Annotated in this window: 18 protein-coding genes; 11 read left to right on the top strand and 7 right to left on the bottom strand. The window is 64.2% G+C overall.

The features are described from left to right. Positions 1-13 precede the first annotated feature (13 nt). The 3 genes from U5782_RS19985 to U5782_RS19995 all read left to right on the top strand — a co-directional run bounded on the left by U5782_RS19985 (position 14) and on the right by U5782_RS19995 (position 4565). Positions 14-919, top strand: coding sequence for a LysR family transcriptional regulator (locus tag U5782_RS19985; protein WP_322045608.1), 906 nt, complete (start codon positions 14-16; stop codon positions 917-919). A 103-nt stretch (positions 920-1022) separates the two neighbouring features. Next, a complete protein-coding gene (locus U5782_RS19990; RefSeq protein ID WP_322045609.1) occupies positions 1023-2981 on the top strand; it encodes an aconitase family protein in 1959 nt (652 codons plus the stop codon). 141 nt (positions 2982-3122) lie between these two features. Then, a complete protein-coding gene (locus U5782_RS19995) occupies positions 3123-4565 on the top strand; it encodes an MFS transporter (protein WP_322045610.1) in 1443 nt (480 codons plus the stop codon). Positions 4566-4583: 18 nt separating this feature from the next. Here U5782_RS19995 and U5782_RS20000 read toward each other — a convergent pair whose 3' ends face one another. Together U5782_RS20000 and U5782_RS20005 are read right to left on the bottom strand one after the other, a co-directional pair. Beyond that, positions 4584-6872, bottom strand: coding sequence for an LPS-assembly protein LptD (locus tag U5782_RS20000; protein WP_322045706.1), 2289 nt, complete (start codon positions 6870-6872; stop codon positions 4584-4586). Positions 6873-7018: 146 nt separating this feature from the next. Further along, positions 7019-7411: a hypothetical protein gene (locus U5782_RS20005; RefSeq protein WP_322045611.1), complete on the bottom strand. Its 393-nt coding sequence runs from the start codon at positions 7409-7411 to the stop codon at positions 7019-7021. A gap of 360 nt (positions 7412-7771) precedes the next feature. Between U5782_RS20005 and U5782_RS20010 the strand changes: the two genes are divergently transcribed. Together U5782_RS20010 and U5782_RS20015 are read left to right on the top strand one after the other, a co-directional pair. Beyond that, positions 7772-8668: a glycosyltransferase family 9 protein gene (locus U5782_RS20010; protein WP_322045612.1), complete on the top strand. Its 897-nt coding sequence runs from the start codon at positions 7772-7774 to the stop codon at positions 8666-8668. Beyond that, complete coding sequence (locus tag U5782_RS20015; RefSeq protein WP_322045613.1) at positions 8668-9567, top strand: glycosyltransferase family 9 protein; 900 nt, start codon at positions 8668-8670, stop codon at positions 9565-9567. The genes U5782_RS20010 and U5782_RS20015 overlap by 1 nt, the downstream gene beginning before the upstream one ends. Before the next feature lie 27 nt (positions 9568-9594). Here U5782_RS20015 and U5782_RS20020 read toward each other — a convergent pair whose 3' ends face one another. Together U5782_RS20020 and U5782_RS20025 are read right to left on the bottom strand one after the other, a co-directional pair. Beyond that, a complete protein-coding gene (locus tag U5782_RS20020) occupies positions 9595-10314 on the bottom strand; it encodes a response regulator (protein ID WP_322045614.1) in 720 nt (239 codons plus the stop codon). Continuing rightward, positions 10311-11861, bottom strand: a complete 1551-nt coding sequence (locus tag U5782_RS20025; protein ID WP_322045615.1) for an ATP-binding protein — start codon at positions 11859-11861, stop codon at positions 10311-10313. Before U5782_RS20025 ends, U5782_RS20020 begins: the two co-directional genes overlap by 4 nt. Positions 11862-12086: 225 nt before the next feature. Between U5782_RS20025 and U5782_RS20030 the strand changes: the two genes are divergently transcribed. The 3 genes from U5782_RS20030 (at position 12087) to U5782_RS20040 (ending at position 14171) form a co-directional block, all read left to right on the top strand. Then, on the top strand, positions 12087-12821 hold the full coding sequence (locus U5782_RS20030) for a response regulator transcription factor (protein WP_322045616.1): 735 nt from the start codon (positions 12087-12089) through the stop codon (positions 12819-12821). A 278-nt stretch (positions 12822-13099) separates the two neighbouring features. Beyond that, a complete protein-coding gene (locus U5782_RS20035; protein ID WP_322045617.1) occupies positions 13100-13309 on the top strand; it encodes a hypothetical protein in 210 nt (69 codons plus the stop codon). A 109-nt stretch (positions 13310-13418) separates the two neighbouring features. Beyond that, positions 13419-14171, top strand: coding sequence for a glycosyltransferase family 2 protein (locus tag U5782_RS20040; RefSeq protein WP_322045618.1), 753 nt, complete (start codon positions 13419-13421; stop codon positions 14169-14171). Between the two features lie 47 nt (positions 14172-14218). On the opposite strand, the gene U5782_RS20045 is transcribed toward U5782_RS20040, so the two are convergent. The 3 genes from U5782_RS20045 to U5782_RS20055 all read right to left on the bottom strand — a co-directional run bounded on the left by U5782_RS20045 (position 14219) and on the right by U5782_RS20055 (position 15636). After that, positions 14219-14455, bottom strand: a complete 237-nt coding sequence (locus U5782_RS20045) for a hypothetical protein (RefSeq protein WP_322045619.1) — start codon at positions 14453-14455, stop codon at positions 14219-14221. A gap of 312 nt (positions 14456-14767) precedes the next feature. Continuing rightward, positions 14768-15169 carry a DUF3592 domain-containing protein gene (locus tag U5782_RS20050; RefSeq protein WP_322045620.1) on the bottom strand — a complete coding sequence of 134 codons (402 nt, stop codon included), beginning with the start codon at positions 15167-15169 and terminating at the stop codon, positions 14768-14770. A 2-nt stretch (positions 15170-15171) separates the two neighbouring features. Continuing rightward, on the bottom strand, positions 15172-15636 hold the full coding sequence (locus U5782_RS20055; protein ID WP_322045621.1) for a type VI secretion system tube protein Hcp: 465 nt from the start codon (positions 15634-15636) through the stop codon (positions 15172-15174). Between the two features lie 453 nt (positions 15637-16089). Here U5782_RS20055 and U5782_RS20060 point away from each other — a divergent pair, with 453 nt between their 5' ends. The 3 genes from U5782_RS20060 to U5782_RS20070 are packed head-to-tail and all read left to right on the top strand — an operon-like array spanning position 16090 to position 18724. Then, positions 16090-16944: an ABC transporter ATP-binding protein gene (locus U5782_RS20060; protein WP_322045622.1), complete on the top strand. Its 855-nt coding sequence runs from the start codon at positions 16090-16092 to the stop codon at positions 16942-16944. Continuing rightward, positions 16941-17759: an ABC transporter permease gene (locus tag U5782_RS20065; RefSeq protein ID WP_322045623.1), complete on the top strand. Its 819-nt coding sequence runs from the start codon at positions 16941-16943 to the stop codon at positions 17757-17759. Before U5782_RS20060 ends, U5782_RS20065 begins: the two co-directional genes overlap by 4 nt. Continuing rightward, positions 17756-18724: an ABC transporter substrate-binding protein gene (locus U5782_RS20070; protein ID WP_322045624.1), complete on the top strand. Its 969-nt coding sequence runs from the start codon at positions 17756-17758 to the stop codon at positions 18722-18724. Before U5782_RS20065 ends, U5782_RS20070 begins: the two co-directional genes overlap by 4 nt. Positions 18725-18740 lie beyond the last annotated feature (16 nt).

An 18740-nucleotide genomic window follows, 5' to 3' on the forward strand; every position in this document is an offset into this window, starting at 1 on the left:
AGAGCCTGGCAATATGCGTATCGATCCCTACAGCCTCGAACTCTTCATCGGCGTCGTGGAGGAAGGCTCCATCGCCCGCGCGGCAAGCCGCCATCACATTGCCGCCTCGGCGCTCAGTCGTCGGCTGGCCGATCTGGAAGCGGCCATCGGCCTGCCGCTGCTGATCCGCTCGCACGGTGGCGTAGCGTTGACGGAAGCCGGGCGCGAGGCGTTCGCGCGCGCGAAGTCGTTGCACGCACAACTACAGAGTTTCGCGCGCGAAGTGCAGTCGCTCGACGGCCAGATTGCGGGAGTGGTGCGTCTGTATGCGAATGCATCGGCGATCGTCGGCTTTCTTCCTGAGCGGCTCAAGGTGTTTCAGGCCGCGTACCCGCTGGTGCAGATCGCATTGACGGAGGCCGTGAGCGATGAAGTCGTGCGCGCGTGCGTGGAGGACCGCGCGGATGTGGGCGTGTCGGCTAGCATGCCCGGGTCCGGTGCGCTCGAATCGTGGCACTTCGCCCGTGATCCGCTGATGGTGGTGCTGCCGCCCGAGCACGAACTCGCCGCGCGGGAAACGCTCGATTTTGGCGAGGTCATGCGCTTTCCGCTCGTCGCGTTGCAGGCGGGCGGCTCGCTCGACCGGCTCATTCGCGAGCGCGCCGACGCCGGGCGCGCGCCGCTGAACGTCGCCGTGACGGTCAACAGTTTCGACGCGCAATGCCGCATGGTGGAAGCGGGACTCGGGATCGGCATCGTGCCGATCAGCGCGGCCTCGGCGTTCGCGGGCACGCATGGGTTCGTGCGTCGCCCGCTCGGCGATCCGTGGGCCGTCGAGCGCACGCTCCAGGTCCACGCGCTGCGCAAGTCGTCGCGCCTGAAGGCGGTTCAGGCGCTGATCGACCTGTTGACCGAGGCAACGCCCCACGCCAACCCCTGACCAGGGTTTCCACGGACATCGCAATCCGCGATGTCCCGCGTGCCGATCCAGCACTTCGCAGGCCGCAATCCGCCGTCTAGATTGCTGTTGAAGGAGAAATTGGATGGCAACCCTGGATTTGAGCGGCCGGATTCTGTTCCTCGCCACGGACCCGGCGCAGATCGAGCAGCAACTTGCGGGCGTGGATCTGCACGAGGTCGCGCCCGACACGCTGCGCGACGACGTCTCCACCGACGAAATCACGCCGATGAGCGTGCTCACGCGCTTCGACGAGCGCCTCGCCCGCGTGCCCTATGTGGGCCTGCGCGTGGGCGAGCGCAATCCCATCGGCATGGACGGCGTGCGCAATGGCGGCTTTTGCGTGACGGTTGCGGGCAACCGCTACGGCAAGGGTTCGTCGCGCGAGCACAGCCCGCTTGCCGAATACCGCGCGGGCATCCGTCTGGTGATTGCGAAGAGCTTCGAGCGCATCTATCGGCAGAACGCCGACAATCTGGGCCTGTTCACCTCGACCGATTTCGGGCTGATCGAGCGCATCCGGCGCGGCGAGGCGATTGCCATCGACGAACTCGTGGCCTCGCGCGATGCGCTTGCCGCCGCGGTCCTGCGCAGCGGTGGTCTGCTGCGCTACGGCGCGCGCTATATGCGCGAGATCCGGCCCGTGCCGCCTGCCGATGTCGATGCGCCACGCACCCTCGTGCAAAAGATCCTCGAGCGCCACGCATTGCGCACCGAAGGCACGAGCGAGGCGATCACACCCGGCGCGGGCGTGTTCGTGCGCGCGGACTGGCGCTTCATCCACGAGTACTACACGGGCATGGCGACGCACATGCTGCACGCCACCTTCGGGCGACCGCTCGCCCTTTACGAACCGCAGACGATCCTCGCGTTCGAGGATCACCTCTCCTACGCGCACAAGAGCGCGCTGCATGTGCGCAACGGCCTGCTGCCCGACGTGCGCGAGTTGTCCGCGGCGCACCGGCAGTTCGCGAGCGAGTACGGCATTCGGGACCACGGCTATCTGGGCGCGTCGGGCGATACGACCGCGGAAGGCTCCGAAGGCATTTCGCACGCGATGATGGCGGAGCGCTACGCGCTGCCCGGCCAGGTGGTGGTGGGTACGGACTCGCATACGCCGCACAGCGGGGCGCTTGGCTGCGTAGCCTTCGGCGTGGGCACGACCGACATGGCCAATGCCTTCGTCACGGGCGCGGTGCGCATGACGGTGCCGCAATCGCTGCTGATCCGCTTCGACGGGGTGGTGGCGCCGGGCGTGACGGCGAAGGACCTGGCGCTGCATCTGCTCGCCGATGCGCGCATTCGCGCGGGACTGGGCGTGGGCAAGGTATTCGAGTTCGCAGGCACGGCGATCGCCCAACTCACGATCGACGAACGCGCGACGCTCACCAACATGACGGCCGAACTGGGCGGCTTCACCGGCATCGTCGCGCCCGACGACGTGATGGTGCGCTTTCTCAAGGAACGGCGCGGCGTCGATTTCGCGCTCGAGCCGTGGATGCGCAGCGACGAAGGCGCGGCCTACGCGGAGATCATCGAAGTCGATTGCACGCAGATCACGCCGATGCTGGCCGCTCCCGGCGACCCCGGCAACGGCGTGGCGCTGCGCGACCTGGCGGCGCGCCCGCGCATCGACATCGCCTATGGCGGCTCCTGCACGGCCGGCAAGCGCGAGGACTTCGACCACTACCACGCGGTGCTCGCCTGGGCTGCTGAGCGCGGCCTGCGCGTGCCGGAGCACGTGCGGCTCTATCTCCAGTTCGGCACCTCCGATGTGCGTGACTATTGCGAGCGGCGCGGCTATCTGAAGGCGTTCGAACAGGTCGGCGCGATCCTCTTGCAGCCCTCGTGCGGCGCGTGCGCCAATTGCGGGCCCGGGGCCTCGACGCAGGCCGACGAAGTGACGATCAGCGCGATCAACCGCAATTTCCCGGGCCGCTCGGGGCCGGGGCAGGTCTGGCTCGCGAGCCCGCCGACCGTGGTGGCGAGCGCGCTGGCGGGGCAGATCGCGTCGTTCGCCGAACTACGCGCGCAGCACGAATAAAACGCGGATAAAAACGAAAACGAAGCGCACAAGAATCAGGAGGCGGCTCGCCAACCCGGCGAGCCTGGATACAATCGACGATCCGCCGACCTGAGGGCCAGCGGTCGCCGATTCAATCCAACTACGATTCAGGAGACAGGCATGGCCTCTCTGGAGAGCGCGCCCCAACCGCGCGCCACCGACCGTGCATCAGCTCAAGCGGGCGCACCGGGTACCGACAAAGGCGCGATATCCGCGCGCCTCGACCGCCTGCCCGCCACGGGCGCGATCTGGAAGCTCGTGCTGCTCCTGAGCCTCGGCTTCTTCTTCGAACTCTACGATCTGCTCTACACCGGCTACGTCGCACCGGGCCTCGTCAAGAGCGGCATCCTCACGCCCACCACGCCGGGTCTCTTTGGCACTTCGGGCATCGCGGGCTTCATCGCCGCGCTGTTCAGCGGGCTGTTCGTGGGCACGATCGCTTGCGGCTTTCTCGCGGACCGCTTCGGCCGCCGCGCGATCTTCACGTGGTCGATGCTCTGGTACGTGGTGGCCAACACCGTGATGGCCTTCCAGGACAGCGCCGCGGGGCTGAACTTCTGGCGCTTCGTCTCGGGCATGGGGATCGGCGTGGAGTTGGTCACGATCGGCACATATCTGTCCGAACTCGCGCCCAAGCATCTGCGTGGCCGCGCCTTCGCCGTGTGCCAGACGGTGGGCTTCACCGCCGTGCCGGTGGCCGCGTATCTCTCGTATCTGCTGGTGCCGCACACGTTCTACGGCCTCGAAGGGTGGCGCTGGGTCGTGCTGCTGGGCGGCGTGAGCGCGCTGTTCGTCTGGTATTTCCGGCGCAATCTGCCGGAAAGCCCGCGCTGGCTCGCGGGCCAGGGGCGCCTGGACGAAGCGGATGCCGTGCTGGGGCGCCTCGAAGCCGTGGTCGAGCGCCAGTATGGCCGCGCGCTTCCCGCGCCCGGCCCGGCCGATCCCGTGACGCCCAAGGCCGGTTTCGCCGATATGTGGAAGCCGCCGTATCGCAAGCGCACGATCATGCTCGTGCTGTTCCACATCTTCCAGACCATCGGCTTTTTCGGCTTCGCCAACTGGGTGCCGACGCTGCTCGTCAAGCAGGGCGTCACGGTCACGTCGAGCCTGCTCTACACCACCGTGATCGGGCTCGCTGCGCCGCTGGGTCCCTTGCTCGGCTACGCCATAGCGGATCGTTTCGAGCGCAAGCATGTGATCGTCTTCATGGCCGCCGTCAACATCGTCGCCGGGCTGCTGTTCAGCCAGGTGCGCGCGGCGGGCGCGATCGTCACGCTCGGCGTGCTGCTCACGCTGGCGGGCAACATCATCTCGTTCAGCTACCACACCTACCAGCAGGAGCTGTATCCGACCGCGATCCGTGCGCGCGCCGTGGGTTTCGTCTATTCGTGGAGTCGCCTGTCGGCGGTGTTCAGCTCGTTCGTGATCGCCTTCACGCTGCGCGAGTTCGGCGTGGCGGGCGTGTTCGTGTTCATCGCGGGCGCGATGTCGCTCGTGATCGTGGCGATCGGGCTGATGGGGCCGCGCACGCTGGGCAAGTCGCTCGAAAGCATCTCGCACTAGCGGGCGCGGCCGCAGGCATTACTGATAGTCGGTGAACTTCGAAACCGGCGCGCTGTTGTCGGGCAGCGGCGAATAGCCCGGCACGTTGTCCTTGAACTGGTTCAGGAGGCCATTGTCGACCTTCGACAGGCCCTTGAGCTGCAACTGCATCAGCACGCGGCTGCCGGTGCTTGGCACCGTCGTCGAGCCCGTATCGTTGGTGTACTTCTCGAAGGCGATGCCGATCGCCCAGCAGTCGGCGTCGTACTGGAAGCCCACGAGACCGGCGATGAGCCGGTGATCATGCATGTCGAAGTTCACGCGCGCGACGCTGGACAGATGGCGGCTCAACGGCCATTGGCCCGAGACGATGAACTGGCTGACCGGCTCGGTGGCGTCGTCGGAAGCGTTCATGCGCGTATAGCGATACGCCATGTTCACGACCTTGCCGGCCTCGGGCGCCCAGGAAAAGCCGGTGCTCGAATGCGAGAGGTACGAATTCACCTCGTCGTACTCGACGGCCTGCTCGGCCTTGAAGTTATTGCCGATGTTCAGCGAACCGCCCGCGATCACGCCCGTGCGGGTCAGATCGTTCGTGCTGCCGTCGGCCACCAGCGTCACGCGCGGCGTGGTGAAGCTGTATTGCTGCGCGAGCACGAAGCGCGCCGCTTCGGAACCCGTGGCGGCATCGACGAAACGCGTGGTGACGGCGGCGGTGATGCGATTGGAGTCGGCGATCCGGTCGTCGCCAACGAAACTATTGGTCGTGAAAATCTCCGCAAGACCGAAGTCGCTTTGCGCCGTATCGAATAGCGGCGCGTAGTTCTGGTTGCGGTACGGCGTGTAGACGTAATAGAGCCGCGGTTCGAGCGTCTGGATATACGAGTGGCCGAACAGCGTGATGCTGCGCTCGAACGTCATGCCGGAATCCAGGCTGACGGTCGGCACGTTGACCGTGAAATTGCGCGGCTGGCCCGCCAGCGGGTTGCTGCCGAGCGTGGAAAGATCGTAGGCCGCGAAGTGCCATTGCACCTTGGGCGTGATGTACCACGACGGTCGCACGATCGGCATCGACACATACGGATCGAAGACGAAGCGGTTGCCCTGCGCGACATCGCCGCTCGACATCGTGAAGCGCGACGCGTCGGCCTGTGCGCCGAAGTCCAGCCCGCCCACGTTGTAGCGCGCGTAGTTCACGTTGATCTGCGGCTCGCGGTTATAGATCGTGTCGCCCGAATACGACTGCCAGCGCTGTTCGCGCAGCAGCACCGACCACGGACCATTCGCATAACGCAGCCCCGCTTCCTGATCGTAAAGCGTGGTCGATCCCACCAGCGTTTGACCGGAAGAAATCAGATCGGTGTTGACGTTCGCGTCCGAGACGCGGTTGTAATTCACATAGGCCGAAAAGCCCGAGCCGATCTGCCAGTCGTGCTTGATCGAGAGCGAGTAGCGTTCGCTATTCGTCAGTGCGTCGTGCGGCAGCACCAGGGCCGAGAATTCGCCGCTGTAGTTGCTGCCCAGATAGCGATAGTCGACGCTCATCAGTTCGCCGCGACGGCTGATGATGCGCGGCGTCACTGTAAGGTCGTAGTTCGGCGCGATGTTGAAATAGATCGGCATCGCCAGATCGAAGCCGCCCGTCGAACTGAACGAGAACGTGGGCGGCAGCAGGCCGGTGCGGCGATTGTCGTCGAGCGGAAACGACAGCCAGGGGCTCGCAAAGAGCGGAAAGCCCTGAAAAAACAGCACGGCGTTGCGCGCGACGCCCGTGCTCGAGCCGCTGTCCATGTCGAACTGCGAGGCGCGCAGATACCACGCGGGCTCGCCGCTGCATTGACAGGTCGAGTAGGTGCCGTCGTGGATCACGGCGTTTTCGTTGTCGATCAGGTCCGCGCGCGTGCCCGAACCCCAGCCGCCATTGGTGACGAAGTGATAGCGCGGTGTGCTGATATAGCCTTGCTCCGCCTCCACGCGCATGTGCGCGTATGGCCCGAAGAAGGTCACGCCGCCCTGGGTGAGACTCACGTGGCCATAGGCGTCGGCGGTGTCGCTGTCGTCGAAGTAATGGAGCTTGTCGCCCTTGATGACCGAGTCGTAGCGGCGCAATTCCGCACGGCCGGCGAGCGCGAAGTCGGTATCGGTCGTGCCCGTCATCGAATCGGCGAGCGCGGCGGTCGCGCTTTTCTGACCCGATTGCAGCGGATGTTCCTGCAATTGCGGATCGACGCGCAAGGCCCAGGCGTCACCGAGTGAAGCGGGCTGCGAAGCGTCGCCCGCCAACTGCGCGAGCGCCATCGGCGGCGCGAATCCGGGCACGACGAGCAACAGGGAAATCAGCGGCTTCAGACGAAAGCCGCGCACTACGTCACGCAGAATCAAAATGGGCGATGTCAGCAGGGGATTGCGGAAAGTCCGGGGAAAGCGCGTGGCGGGCGCGCTCGCGCGCGCCCATGCGCGGCGTCATTGTGGCTTCATTGCAGCCACGTGGCGCGAGGCGGCAGCGTGGCTTCGTGGTGAGCGGCGTTTTCCAGCGCTTCGACGATGCCGGGAACCTGTTCGCACGGCACGGTAAACGAGAGGCTGGCGGTGCGCGAGAGACGAAAGCGGATCACGAGTTGATGCGTGCCGTCGAGCCGGCCGATCTCGCAGCCGCGCGCCTGCATGAGCGTAAACGACGGCGCGGGGCTCTTGTCGATGCGCTGGATCTTCTCCATCGCATTGGGCAACGCGACCAGCAGATCGTTGAAGACCGAGCGGTGCAACGCCGCCGTGGCGTCGCCGTCGTGGATCAGCAGGAATTCGCCATCCGCGCTCAGGTCGGCCGAGCTGATCTGCCGCACGACGGCCGTGACGCCCTCAGCCATGCGTATGGGCTCCCGCGTACGTGACACGTTCGCAATAAAAAGGACGATGCGTGGACATGGCAAGTCTGTGGCAGGTTGCAATGCCGTCACAATAGTCGATCGCGCCTTCCATTGGGTTACCGGGGCTGCGCGTCTTATTAACGGATATTTCAGGCACGCATGAGCGCGTGTCTATCGGCGCGCTTCGTGAGGCTGTGCGCGTGAATTCAGCCTGTTTTCAGCGTTATTCGCCGTAACCTGCAAGTAACCGCCTGAAATTTTCCGCGCGCTAAGCTGCCGCCCGTACTTGTCTAATTTTGCGGGCGTCGTACGGCGGGTGATCGTCAACTGTCGCCGAAAGCCGCTCCGAATGGAATCACGATGCGAGCTTTGCAGCCGGCCTCCCGCGTGGCCGTGGTTTTGTCCTCCGCGCTGGGCGACTCCCTGTTGATGATGATCGTCGTGCGCAATCTGCACGCGAACGGCGTCGCCGTGAACGTGTTCGGCAGAAACGCCGTGGCGCTGGCCGCATGGTTCCCTGACGTCGACATCCAGCCCGAACCGACGCCCGACACGGCGCCTGTCGTGCTGGCGGGCTTCGATCGCGTGATCGCGATGCGTCGCAACGGCCCGCTCGCGAGCCCCGACTTCTACCACGCCGACGTGGTGCTGCTCGAATCCACGTGCCGCGCGCGCTCGCCGAAGTCGATGGCCGATCGCCTCATGCAGTTCTGCCGCGATGAACTCGGTCTGGAGCAGGCCGCCAAGCACAACGGCATGACCGCGCCCGACGGCTTGCAGCACCGCCGCTTTCGCAACCGCATCGCCATTCATCCGACCGCGAGCACCCACGACAAATGCTGGTTGCCGTCGCGCTTCGTGCGACTCGCCTTACGGTTGCGCAAGCTCGGATTCCATCCGCAATTCGTGGTCGCGCCGCAGGAGCGCGAGGCCTGGGCCTTTGTCGAGGCCTATGGCATCGACTTGCCGGAACTGGGCTCGCTCGACAAGGTTGCGGCGTGGCTCTACGAATCGGGCTGGTTTATCGGCAACGATTCCGGTATCGGCCACCTTGCGTCGAGCTTGCAGGTGCCGACGCTTTCACTCTTCATGCGGCGCGGCCTCGCGCGGACCTGGCAACCGGGCTGGGCCGTCGGGCGCGTCGTGGTGGGCGCCTATCTGCCGACCGCGCGTCTGCGCGAGCGTTACTGGAAATACACACTGAGCGTGGCGCGCGTGGTGCGGGCCTTCGATCAATTGCGGGAGGCGCTCGCGTGATGGCTCCGACTCCTCATCCTGGCCGCCGCCGCGTGGCGATCATCACGTCGAATGCGCTCGGCGACACGCTGCTGTTGATGGTGATCGTGCGCAATCTGCTCGATAACGGCGACGAAGTCGCGGTGTTCGGCCGCGTGGCCTACGCGTTGCGCGGCTGGTTTCCCGAGGTCGATATCCGGCCGATTCCCGTCGAAGCGCAATTGCGCGAGGCGCTGGCGGCCTGGGATATCGTCGTGCAGATGCACGATCATCAGCCGGTGCAGAACCTGCCGACGATGCATCCGCGTGTGATCATGCTCAGCTCGTTTGCCACCGAGGCGCAGCCGCGCCCGATGCTCGCGCGCTTCACGGAGTTCTGCCGCGTCGAACTGGGGATGGCCGAAACCGGCACGCAAAACGGCCTCGTGCCGCGTGTCGGTCTTCAGCATCGCCGCCACGCACGGCGCGTGGTGATTCACCCCGAAGCCAGCACGCCGGACAAGCGCTGGCTGCCGGGGCGTTTCGCGCGGCTCGCGCGCCGCCTCGAACGGCAGGGCTACGAAGTCGCATTCGTCATGGCGCCCGGCGAGCTGGATCGCTGGAACGATCTGCTCACGGGTCGCTTTGCAGTCCATACGTTTTCGAATCTCGATGGACTGGCGACCTGGCTCTACGAATCCGGCTGGTTCATCGGCAACGATTCGGGCGTGGGGCACCTCGCCGCGAATCTGGGGATTCCCACCTTGAGCCTGTTCCGGCGTCGCACGGTCGCGCAGCGCTGGCGTCCGGCCTGGGGCAATGCGCAAGTGGTGTTGCCGTGGCAATGGCTGCCGGGCGCCGCGCTCAAGGAGCGTTTCTGGCGCGAGACGCTGACCTGTTCGCGTGTGTTGTCCGCGTTTGCGCGCTTGACGGCGGAGTAACTACCGCGGCCCCCCGCGGCCCGGTCATCAGTCGCTGACCGGCTCCATCTCCAGACGATAACCCACCCCATAGATCGAGCGGATCATGTCCTGATCCGGCCGGATTGCCTGGATCTTGCGACGCAGATTCTTGACGTGCGAGTCGATCGTGCGATCGGCCACCACGCGATGATCCTCGTAGACCGCGCGCAGCAGATAGTCGCGCGCGTAGATCCGGCCCGCGCCCGCATGCAGCAGCGCGAGCAGTCGGAATTCGATCGGCGTGAGATTGAGATCCTTGCCATCGAGCCGCGCGGCGTGATGCGGGACGTCGATCGAAAACGGCGAAGGCACCGCGCCCTCGGCTTGCTGATGCGCGCGCGCGAGCAGCTCGGCGCGGCGCAGGATCGCCTTGACGCGCGCTACCACCTCGCGCGGGCTGAACGGCTTGCAGACGTAGTCGTCGGCGCCGAGTTCGAGCCCGAGCAGACGATCGATCTCGTCCACGCGCGCCGTGATGATCATGACCGGCACCGCCGAAAACGAGCGCAATTCACGGCAGATCTCAAGCCCGTTGCGTCCCGGCAACATCAGATCGAGCAGCACCATCGAGGGCGCGTGCTCGCGCACCCAGGACACGACCTCGCGACCGTCGGCCAGAATCGTGGTGGCGAAATCTTCCTTGGCCAGATAGTCGGCGAGCAGCGCCGCGAGCTTCGGCTCGTCTTCGACGATCAGGATGGAAGGCCGGGTGGTGGGGTCAATCATTGCGTATATAGACGTGGAAGTTGGACGAGGATGCGCAGGCCACCCAGCGGCGAGCGCGATGCCTCGATGGTGCCGCCGTGCTGCTCGACGATATGCTTGCACAACGCGAGACCGAGCCCCGCGCCGCCGCTCTGGCGGCTGCGTGAAGGGTCGACGCGAAAGAACCGGTCGAACAGATGCGGCAAAAGCGGAGTGGGCACGGGCGGGAAGGAATCCTGAACATCCACCTGTACGGCATGGTCGTTGGCCGTGATGGCAACGTGCACGCGCCCGCCCGCATTGGTATAGCGCAGCGCATTTTCCAGCAGGTTTTTCCAGAGCTGGGTGAGGCGATAGGGGTCGCCCGACAGCGTGGCGTGGGCGTCGCGCGACTCGAACTGGAGTGCGATCTGCTTGGCCGCCAGGCGCTCGCGAAACGCGTCGCACGAAGCTTCCACAATGGGCGCCAGATCGAGCGGCACCTTTTCGAACGAGAGTTGCCCGATGTCGGCGAGCGAGAGTTCATACAGATCGTCGATCAGCTGGCTGAGCATGGCGACCTCGGCCTGCAAGGAGGCGATCGTCGCCGCATCGGGGCGGCGCACGCCGTCCTCGATTGCTTCGAGCTCGCCGCGCAGCACCGAAAGCGGCGTGCGCAGTTCGTGCGAGACATCGGCGATGAAGTCGCGCCGGTCGCTTTCGGCCTTTTCGAGCGACGCGGCGAGCCGGTTGAAATCGCTCGCGAGCATCTGCAGTTCGTCGCGGCCCTTGGCGGGCACGCGCGTGGCGTAGTCCCCGCCCGCCAGGCGATGGGTCGCCGTGACGATGCGCTTGATCGGCGTGAGCAGGGTGCGCGCGAGGACGATCGCCATGATGGCGGAGAGCAGGGCGGTAAAGCCCACGATGATCCAGGTCGCCTGGATCTGGCGGTCCTTGAAGCGCTGCTCGGCCTGATTGATGAGCGCGGCGGGTCCCGTCACCGCGATCCAGCCCACGACCTTGCCGTTGAACTTGAGCGGGTGGCGCACCGCATCGGGCGGCGGGGGCGGGCCGGCCCTGGTGACGAGTTTCATGTCCGCGTCATAGAGCCTGAACGGCGGACGATGCGGGCGCGCGCGCTCGGCGTCTGGCCCGAACGGCGAGTCCGTGCGGGCGTCAGGGCGCATGCCGTCCGGGCCGCCCGCACTGTTGGCGCCATTCGCGCCATTCGGGCCGCCTGGTCCGCCCGGTGCAATTTGCCCGTTTGGTCCGGTTTGTCCACCGGGTCCACCCGGGCCGCCGGGCGGCCCCGCGTCGCCAGGGCCTGGCGGCTCGCCGGGCAGCGGCACGCCCTCGTCAGGCGGCGGACCCTGCATCAGGTTGCGCATGAAGTCCCAGTTGCCATGCTGGGCGTATGCGGCTTCCAGTTCCCGCTGGAGCGACGTGATATCGGACGCTTCCTGCTCTTGCAGGAAATCCACGAAGCCGAATTCGAAACTCGCCCGGATGGCCACGCCCATCGCGACGGCCACGAGCACGCAGGCGCAAAAAATCGCCAGAAAGAGTTTGGAAGTAATGCTGGCTTTCATGAGCCGGTCAGCGGAAAACGATAATGAGATCAATTCAGCGCCATTTTCACCCGAAGCGGCGGCGAAGGGTCGCATGCGCGGCCCGAATTCACATTTTCTCCAGTTTTCGCCTCTTTTTCCTCCACGGTTGTTCCGTATCATCCGTCGCACATCGAAACGTGCTCGCCGGCCCTGTCGCGCGGGGCACGAACGATGGCCTGTAACACCCAAGCGAGGGACAGATCGATGGATACTCACGTGCTCGTTGTCGAGCCTGATCAGGTGTCTCGGGACAACCTGCGCGGCTATCTTCAGCGCCAACAGATCGACATGTCGGTGCTGTACGGCGCACAAGGGCTGGAACAGCGCCTCGCCTGCGAAATGCCGTCGCTCATCATTCTTCGCCATGAGGCGTGCGAGATCGACGGCATCGGCGCGCTGCGCAGCCTGCGCGAAGCGGGCTATGCGGTGCCCGTGATCATCGTGAGCCGTTCCACCGACGTGGCCGACAAGGTGCTGGCCTTCGAGCTGGGCGCCAACGACTATCTGGTCGATCCGTACGACCCGCGCGAACTGCTCGCACGCATGCGCCACGCGCTGCGCTGCAAGGTCGACTTGCCGAATCTGCCGCGCAAGGAAGCGCGCTACGCGTTCGATGGCTTCGAAATCGATGCGCTCGGCAATCAGTTGTTCAAGGACGGCGCGCGCATTGCCGCGCCGCCGCTCGCGCTCGCCGTGCTCACCGTGTTCGCTGCGAACCGGATGCGCCCGCTTTCGCGCGAGCGCATTCTGAGCCAGCTCGACCGCAACTCGAAACTGCATGCGCGCAGCCTGGACGTCGTTGTCTTTCGACTGCGTAAGCTGCTGGGCCTGTCGCCCTGCGGGCGTCAATACATCCAGACGCGTTACCGCGACGGCTATGTCTTCTGCCCTGACGACGCCTTTCTGAATCTTTCCGGCGCGGCGGCCCAGAACGCGTAGGCAATGAGTAACGAATTTGAACAATCGGCATTGCTAAGCAGCTGATCGGGGTGACGCGCCCTGCGTGTGCTCACGCCTTCTGTGACGGGCTCGAATCGCGCCGATGCTGCGCGAAAGCCATGAAAAGCGGGGAAGGTAAGGAAAGGGTGCGTAAACCTGCGTAACCACGAGCCGTCTGGATTCTGCAAGCATACGGCCCATCATGACGCGGCTCGACTCTACATGAGCCCGCTGCCCCGCGTTTGAACGCTATCCCCTGTTTGATGAAGAGTAAGAGCATGAAGAAATGGATCGCACTGGCTGGCGCGCTTGCGCTGGCTACGGCGCTCGGCGGTTGCTGCTTGTGGCCGTATTGCGGCCCGGGCTGGGGCGGCCCTGGCGGTGGTGGTCCGGGTGGTCCCGGTGGCCGTGGCGGTCCTGGCGGCGGCCCCGGCGGTGGCGGGCCGCAAGGCGCGGTGATCGTGCCGCACGCTGCCACGCTGGCCTGACCCGCATGAAACGCTGCGAGCCGCACGGTCCTACGCAGCGACCAATCCTCCACGCGTGCCAATGGCGTACTGCCGTTGGCACGTACCGGTTTGAAAAAGCGAGGATGATTTGAAAGCATCACAGCTAGGCGTCGCGATCATCACGATGAACGCCGCAAAGCATCTGGCGGAGTGCCTGCAATCGGTGCGCTTCGCGGGCGAAATCGTCGTGCTCGACAGTGGCAGCACCGACGACACCGTCGAGATCGCACGCCAGCACGGCGCCCGCGTGATCGAAGGCAAAGACTGGCCGGGCTTCGGCGCGCAGAAGAATCGCGCGATCGCCGAGCTTTCCACGCCGTGGATTCTCTCCCTCGACGCCGACGAGATCGTTACGCCGGAACTGGCGGAGTCGATTCGCCGCGCCATCGCCGAGTCGGACCTGGCCGCCTATGCGGTCGATCGGCTGTCGAGCTTTTGCGGTGAGTGGATTTATCACTCCGGCTGGTATCCCGACTGGATTCCGCGCCTCTTCCCGCGCGAGCTGGCGCGCTTTTCCGACGATCTCGTACACGAACGTCTGGTGTACGACGTGCCGTGCAAAAGGCTCGAAGGCAAGCTGCTGCATTATTCCTACGACAACTACGAAACCGTGCTGCGCAAGATGGATTCGTACTCGACGCTTGGCGCGGAGCAACGGCGCGCGGGTGGCAAGAAAAGCAGCGTGAGAAAGGCGCTCGGGCGCGGTGCGTGGGCGTTTATTCGCACCTATGTGCTGCGGCGCGGTTTTCTCGATGGTCGTGCGGGACTGATTATCGCTGTGTATAACGCCGAGACGGTGTATTACCGGTTTCTGAAGTTGACGCGGTTCGAGGCGTCGTAGAGTCGTCGCGGAAAGCCCCGCAAAAGTGCGAGGCTGACCAGCGTCTACTATTCATTTTCGGACTCAATCCCCTTATAGGTGACTTGTCCGAACATCAGTCCTACACTCAGGCTTTGCTGTAACCCCTCGCTCACGCCATGCATAAAGATCGCGGCGCGTGCAGTTGAGAGCGCGGTTCCGATGAACTGCGGAAACATACAGCCCACCTGCTCCATATACTCGGACACGCCGGTAAAAATCGCCGTCACGCTCCCGCCCAGCAGAAGCCCCGCACCCAGTTCCACAAAGATTGCAGCCCCTTCCAGGTCATGCGTGGTCAGTTCGCCTTTGGTGGCGCGCTCGCGTACACCGTACCGCCGCTCGGAAAGTCGGTTGTTGCGCCCGTCGCGCCTAATTCTTTTCCGTTGAGCACGATTCTCGGCAACGCTACCTTCGGCAGGAATCGGCTAACCGGAGCGCCGACGCTGATCCCGAGTCCGTGATACGCGAATCGATGCTGCTTCTTCGCCGGTTCCCGCAAGACAAGTATTCCTCCTGACGTCACAACTTCTCCTATCGGAGCCTCGCCGCCCGCGCTTGTTGCGAATGTCCAGTTGCTATTTCGCAGATTGATCATTTTTCCATCCCTTGAATGGAATGTTGCGGACGCCGACCAGAATCCACAGGGCCGCGAAGGCGAAAAGCACGATCGGAAAATCCCATATGCTCCAGACCGTATCGATTTTTGCGCTGGAGAACGGTTTATCCGGCACATATCTGACACGAACTCGATCGCCGAGGTTTTGATGGACGAAGCCGCCGGCAGGGAATTCGATCTGCTCCCCGCTGGACGTCGTAAAGCTGACCTGGGGGTGGTATGGGCCGAAGGGAAGATGAGTGACCACACCGTCGGCGGTCACGGAAGTGCTGAGGAATTCCAGCGTATGAAACGCGGTAATCGCGCAAATGATCGCAACGACGAAGCCAATGAGCAGAGCCGGATAGTTAAATCTCGGCATGTCTAACTGTCCAGATTTTCCTTGATGTCGAATTTTGCGGTAACGGTGCCGTTACTCGTTCCGAGGTTGCCTTGAACCGTGTATTCCTGCGTCACCCTCGCGAATGAAAGCGTTACCTTTTCCCAAAAGTGGTTATTCGCTCCGGTGGGCTCGACGCTCGTAATCACGACGTTGCCCATCGTGATCTTGAGGAAATCGAGTGGCGCGCCGCCTGCCTTGCGCATGGTGAGAATCACCTCGGGTATGTGGCGGCCGGTCAAGCAGTAGCGCATGAAATTCGGGCTCGCACGGTCGATTTGATGGACGATCTCCAGGTCGTTAATCGTCGCTTTGCCAGCGCCTCCACCTGATCCCGACATCATGGATGACTGCTGCGCCATCTTCCATCGCCAACTGGTCACATCGATTTCGCCCTGGTGGACGGCATCCTGCGCTTCGCCGGAAATGCCGACGATCTTGAGAAACATATCTGACACTTCGCTATCTCCAGAAAGTAGATGGGCGGCAATTCAATCTCTGTCACGCGATGAATGCGTCGCTGGTTTTCCGTGCGTCTGCGATCGCATCCTGTCACGGATTTAGCTTGAATGGGTGCATGGGCAATGCGACATGATTGGGCGCGATTCGCGAATTTGATGTACCGCAGTTATTGCCCAAATCTCGATCAATCCGGCCGAGCCGAATCCAATGGGTTTCGACGGGCGTATCGCGTGAATTCTCCCCCCTCACGCACCAAAGCGCCCCCCCAACACGCGCCTCTGGTGCACCCCATGCCCATGCGATAACCCCACCGCACCACGATCGGGCAGGTAATTCCCCAATTGCGCCGGGAATTTTTTTCGCTTGCGTCGCGTTTTTTTGACTGTGCATTATGTGTTGTGCACAGCGCAAACGTACGTCACGTACCGATGAGGATGCCCATGAGTGTTTCTGCCATTGCGTCCCCGCATGCGGGGGAAACCGCTTCGACGCACGCGTCGGGCACGGACCGCTTGAAGGTCCAGCAACTCAGTCATGCATTTCGGAATGCAGACGATATTGAAGTGCCGATCTTCGAGCGGCTCGATTTCAGCGTCAGAAGCGGTGAGATCGTCTCGATCGTCGGCCGCAGCGGGGCGGGCAAGAGCACACTCTTCAATCTCGTGTCGGGCCTCATCAAGCCGCAGTCGGGCCAGGTCAGCGTGGAAAGGCGCGAGGACGGCAGCGCGGGGCGCATCGCCTACATGCTGCAAAAAGATTTGCTGATGCCGTGGCGCACGGTGCTGCAAAACGCGGTGCTCGGCATCGAACTGTATCGCAAGGTCAAGCCCGTCGACTTTGAGCGTGCGCGTCAGATGCTCGCGCGTTATGGGCTCGGCGCAGTCGCCGACGCCTATCCGCATTCGCTATCCGGCGGCATGCGTCAGCGCGTGGCGCTCACGCGCACGCTGCTCGTCGATCCTACCTTGGTGCTGCTCGACGAGCCGTTTTCCGCACTCGACTATGAAACGCGTCTCGCGCTGGAGGACGACGTCATGGCGCTGCGCGAACAGAGCGGCACGAGTGTCGTGCTCGTCACGCACGATATCGAGGAAGCGATCGCCGTGAGCGACCGCGTGATTCTGCTCGGCGGCCGCCCGGCGCGCATCGAGGACGATATCGACGTGCGCCTCACCACGCATGGCCCGCGCACGGCGGTCTCCGCACGCGAGGCGCCCGAGTTTCGCACCTTCCATTCGCGCGTCTGGAACGGACTGCGCAGCCACACGATCCAGCACGCGGGAGCCCCGGCATGAGCGACGTCGCGATTTCCTCCAACGCCCCCGCGCGCCGGCGCGCGAAGCCGCGTCGCGCCGCGAAGCTCGGCACCACGGGCGCGGTTGCCCTCATCGTCGTCGCGTTGATCGCGCTCTGGCAGGCGGCGGTGTCGGCGGGCTGGATCAATGGCAAGCTGCTCGGCTCGCCCGTTGGGATCTGGCAGGCCGCGCAGCAGGGGCTCAATGGCGGCACGCTCGTGCCCGATACGCTCGTCACGCTGTATGAAACCGTGGTCGGCCTCGTGGTGGGCAGCGGTCTGGGCATCGGTCTCGGGCTGCTGCTCTGGTTCGTGCCGCGCGTGTCCGGTGTGGCCGAAGGTTTGTCAGTGATCCTCAACAGTATCCCGAAGATCGCACTCGGGCCGCTGATCGTTATCTGGTTCGGCTCGGACATGACGTCCAAGGTCTGGCTGGCGGGGATTTCCACCTTCGCGGTGGCGATGATTTCTTCCTGCGCGGCGGCGCGCGAAGTGGACAAGGATCTGCTCAACCTGTTCCGCTCCTTCAACGCGAAGCCGTCGATGATCTTCACGAAGCTCATCGTGCCGGGCGCGCTGCCGTGGGTGTTCTCGACGCTGCGCGTGAATATCGGCTTCGCGTTGATTGGCGCGGTGGTGGGGGAGTACATCGCATCGCAGGCCGGTCTCGGCCACGAGGTTTTCGTCGCGGGATCGCTGTTCGATCTCAATACGGTGTGGCTCGGCATCATCGTGCTCACGCTGATGGCGACGCTGCTGGGCTTTATCGTTCAATTCACGGAAGCAAAGGTCATTTCATGGAAGGCAACACGATGAAACGAGTCAGCGCGATGGCATTGGCGGCCGCTATGGCGGGCCTGGGCGTGCAGGTGAGCGCGCAGGCGGCGGAGCCGGTGACGGTCTATCAGGCGTTCCAGTCGATCCAGTATCTGCCGCTCTATGTGGCGATCGACAAGGGGATCTTTGCGAAGAATGGCCTCGACGTGAAGAAGGTGACGGCGGGCAGCGGCGCGGCGGGTGTGGCGGCGGTGATCGGCGGTCATGCGGATTTTTCGCTGCAGGATCCGATGACGGCCGTGCTCGCGAACCTCAAGGGCGCGAACGTGATGGCGGTGGCGAACGTGGTGGCGGGCGTGCCGGTGTGGGTGATCGCGCCGCCCGATGCGGGCGTGCATCAGCCTGGCGATATGTCGAGCAAGAGCGTGGCGACGGCCTTGCCGCCTTCGACCAGCACGTATTTGCTGCAACGCTTGATCAAGGATCAGAACATAGAGAAGGTGTCGCTCAATACGGTGCAATTGGGCACGGAACTCGCGCCGGTGAGCGCGGGCCGCAGCCAGGCGGCGGCCGTCTATGAGCCGCAGGCGGATACGGGTATTTCGCAGGGCTACAAGATCGTCTACGGTTTCCCGAAGGCCTATCCCGGCGGCTATGCGTTCTCCAGCATCGACACGCTGGCCTCGACCATCAAGGACAAGCCGCAGATGGTGGCCGCATTCGTGAAGTCGATTGGCGAAGCCGAGGCGCTGATCCATCAATCGCCGGATACGGCCAAGGCCGTGGCGAAGGCGGAGTTCCCCTCGCTCGACGCGAAGATCGTCGAAGCGGCGGTGGGCCGCTTGATCGACCAGAATATCTACGCGCCGACGCCCGAGATTTCCGAGCAGGCCTTCCATAACGCGCTGGATCTCCAGGTGTCGATCGGCAATATCAAGCCGGGCAGCGTGACCTATGCGAGCGCGGTCGATAACTCGTTTGCCATTGCCGCCGCGAAAAAATAAGCGTCGCGCGATCCGC

This window comes from Paraburkholderia sp. J67 (genome assembly GCF_905220265.1).
Taxonomy (GTDB): domain Bacteria; phylum Pseudomonadota; class Gammaproteobacteria; order Burkholderiales; family Burkholderiaceae; genus Paraburkholderia.

Bases quoted from the DNA above. Each gene is read 5' to 3' on its own strand.
- U5782_RS19985 (WP_322045608.1), top strand. From the start codon at position 14: ATGCGTATCGATCCCTACAGCCTCGAACTCTTCATCGGCGTCGTGGAG.
- U5782_RS19990 (WP_322045609.1), top strand. From the start codon at position 1,023: ATGGCAACCCTGGATTTGAGCGGCCGGATTCTGTTCCTCGCCACGGAC.
- U5782_RS19995 (WP_322045610.1), top strand. From the start codon at position 3,123: ATGGCCTCTCTGGAGAGCGCGCCCCAACCGCGCGCCACCGACCGTGCA.
- U5782_RS20005 (WP_322045611.1), bottom strand. From the start codon at position 7,411: ATGGCTGAGGGCGTCACGGCCGTCGTGCGGCAGATCAGCTCGGCCGAC.
- U5782_RS20010 (WP_322045612.1), top strand. From the start codon at position 7,772: ATGCGAGCTTTGCAGCCGGCCTCCCGCGTGGCCGTGGTTTTGTCCTCC.
- U5782_RS20015 (WP_322045613.1), top strand. From the start codon at position 8,668: ATGGCTCCGACTCCTCATCCTGGCCGCCGCCGCGTGGCGATCATCACG.
- U5782_RS20020 (WP_322045614.1), bottom strand. From the start codon at position 10,314: ATGATTGACCCCACCACCCGGCCTTCCATCCTGATCGTCGAAGACGAG.
- U5782_RS20025 (WP_322045615.1), bottom strand. From the start codon at position 11,861: ATGAAAGCCAGCATTACTTCCAAACTCTTTCTGGCGATTTTTTGCGCC.
- U5782_RS20030 (WP_322045616.1), top strand. From the start codon at position 12,087: ATGGATACTCACGTGCTCGTTGTCGAGCCTGATCAGGTGTCTCGGGAC.
- U5782_RS20035 (WP_322045617.1), top strand. From the start codon at position 13,100: ATGAAGAAATGGATCGCACTGGCTGGCGCGCTTGCGCTGGCTACGGCG.
- U5782_RS20050 (WP_322045620.1), bottom strand. From the start codon at position 15,169: ATGCCGAGATTTAACTATCCGGCTCTGCTCATTGGCTTCGTCGTTGCG.
- U5782_RS20055 (WP_322045621.1), bottom strand. From the start codon at position 15,636: ATGTTTCTCAAGATCGTCGGCATTTCCGGCGAAGCGCAGGATGCCGTC.
- U5782_RS20060 (WP_322045622.1), top strand. From the start codon at position 16,090: ATGAGTGTTTCTGCCATTGCGTCCCCGCATGCGGGGGAAACCGCTTCG.
- U5782_RS20065 (WP_322045623.1), top strand. From the start codon at position 16,941: ATGAGCGACGTCGCGATTTCCTCCAACGCCCCCGCGCGCCGGCGCGCG.
- U5782_RS20070 (WP_322045624.1), top strand. From the start codon at position 17,756: ATGAAACGAGTCAGCGCGATGGCATTGGCGGCCGCTATGGCGGGCCTG.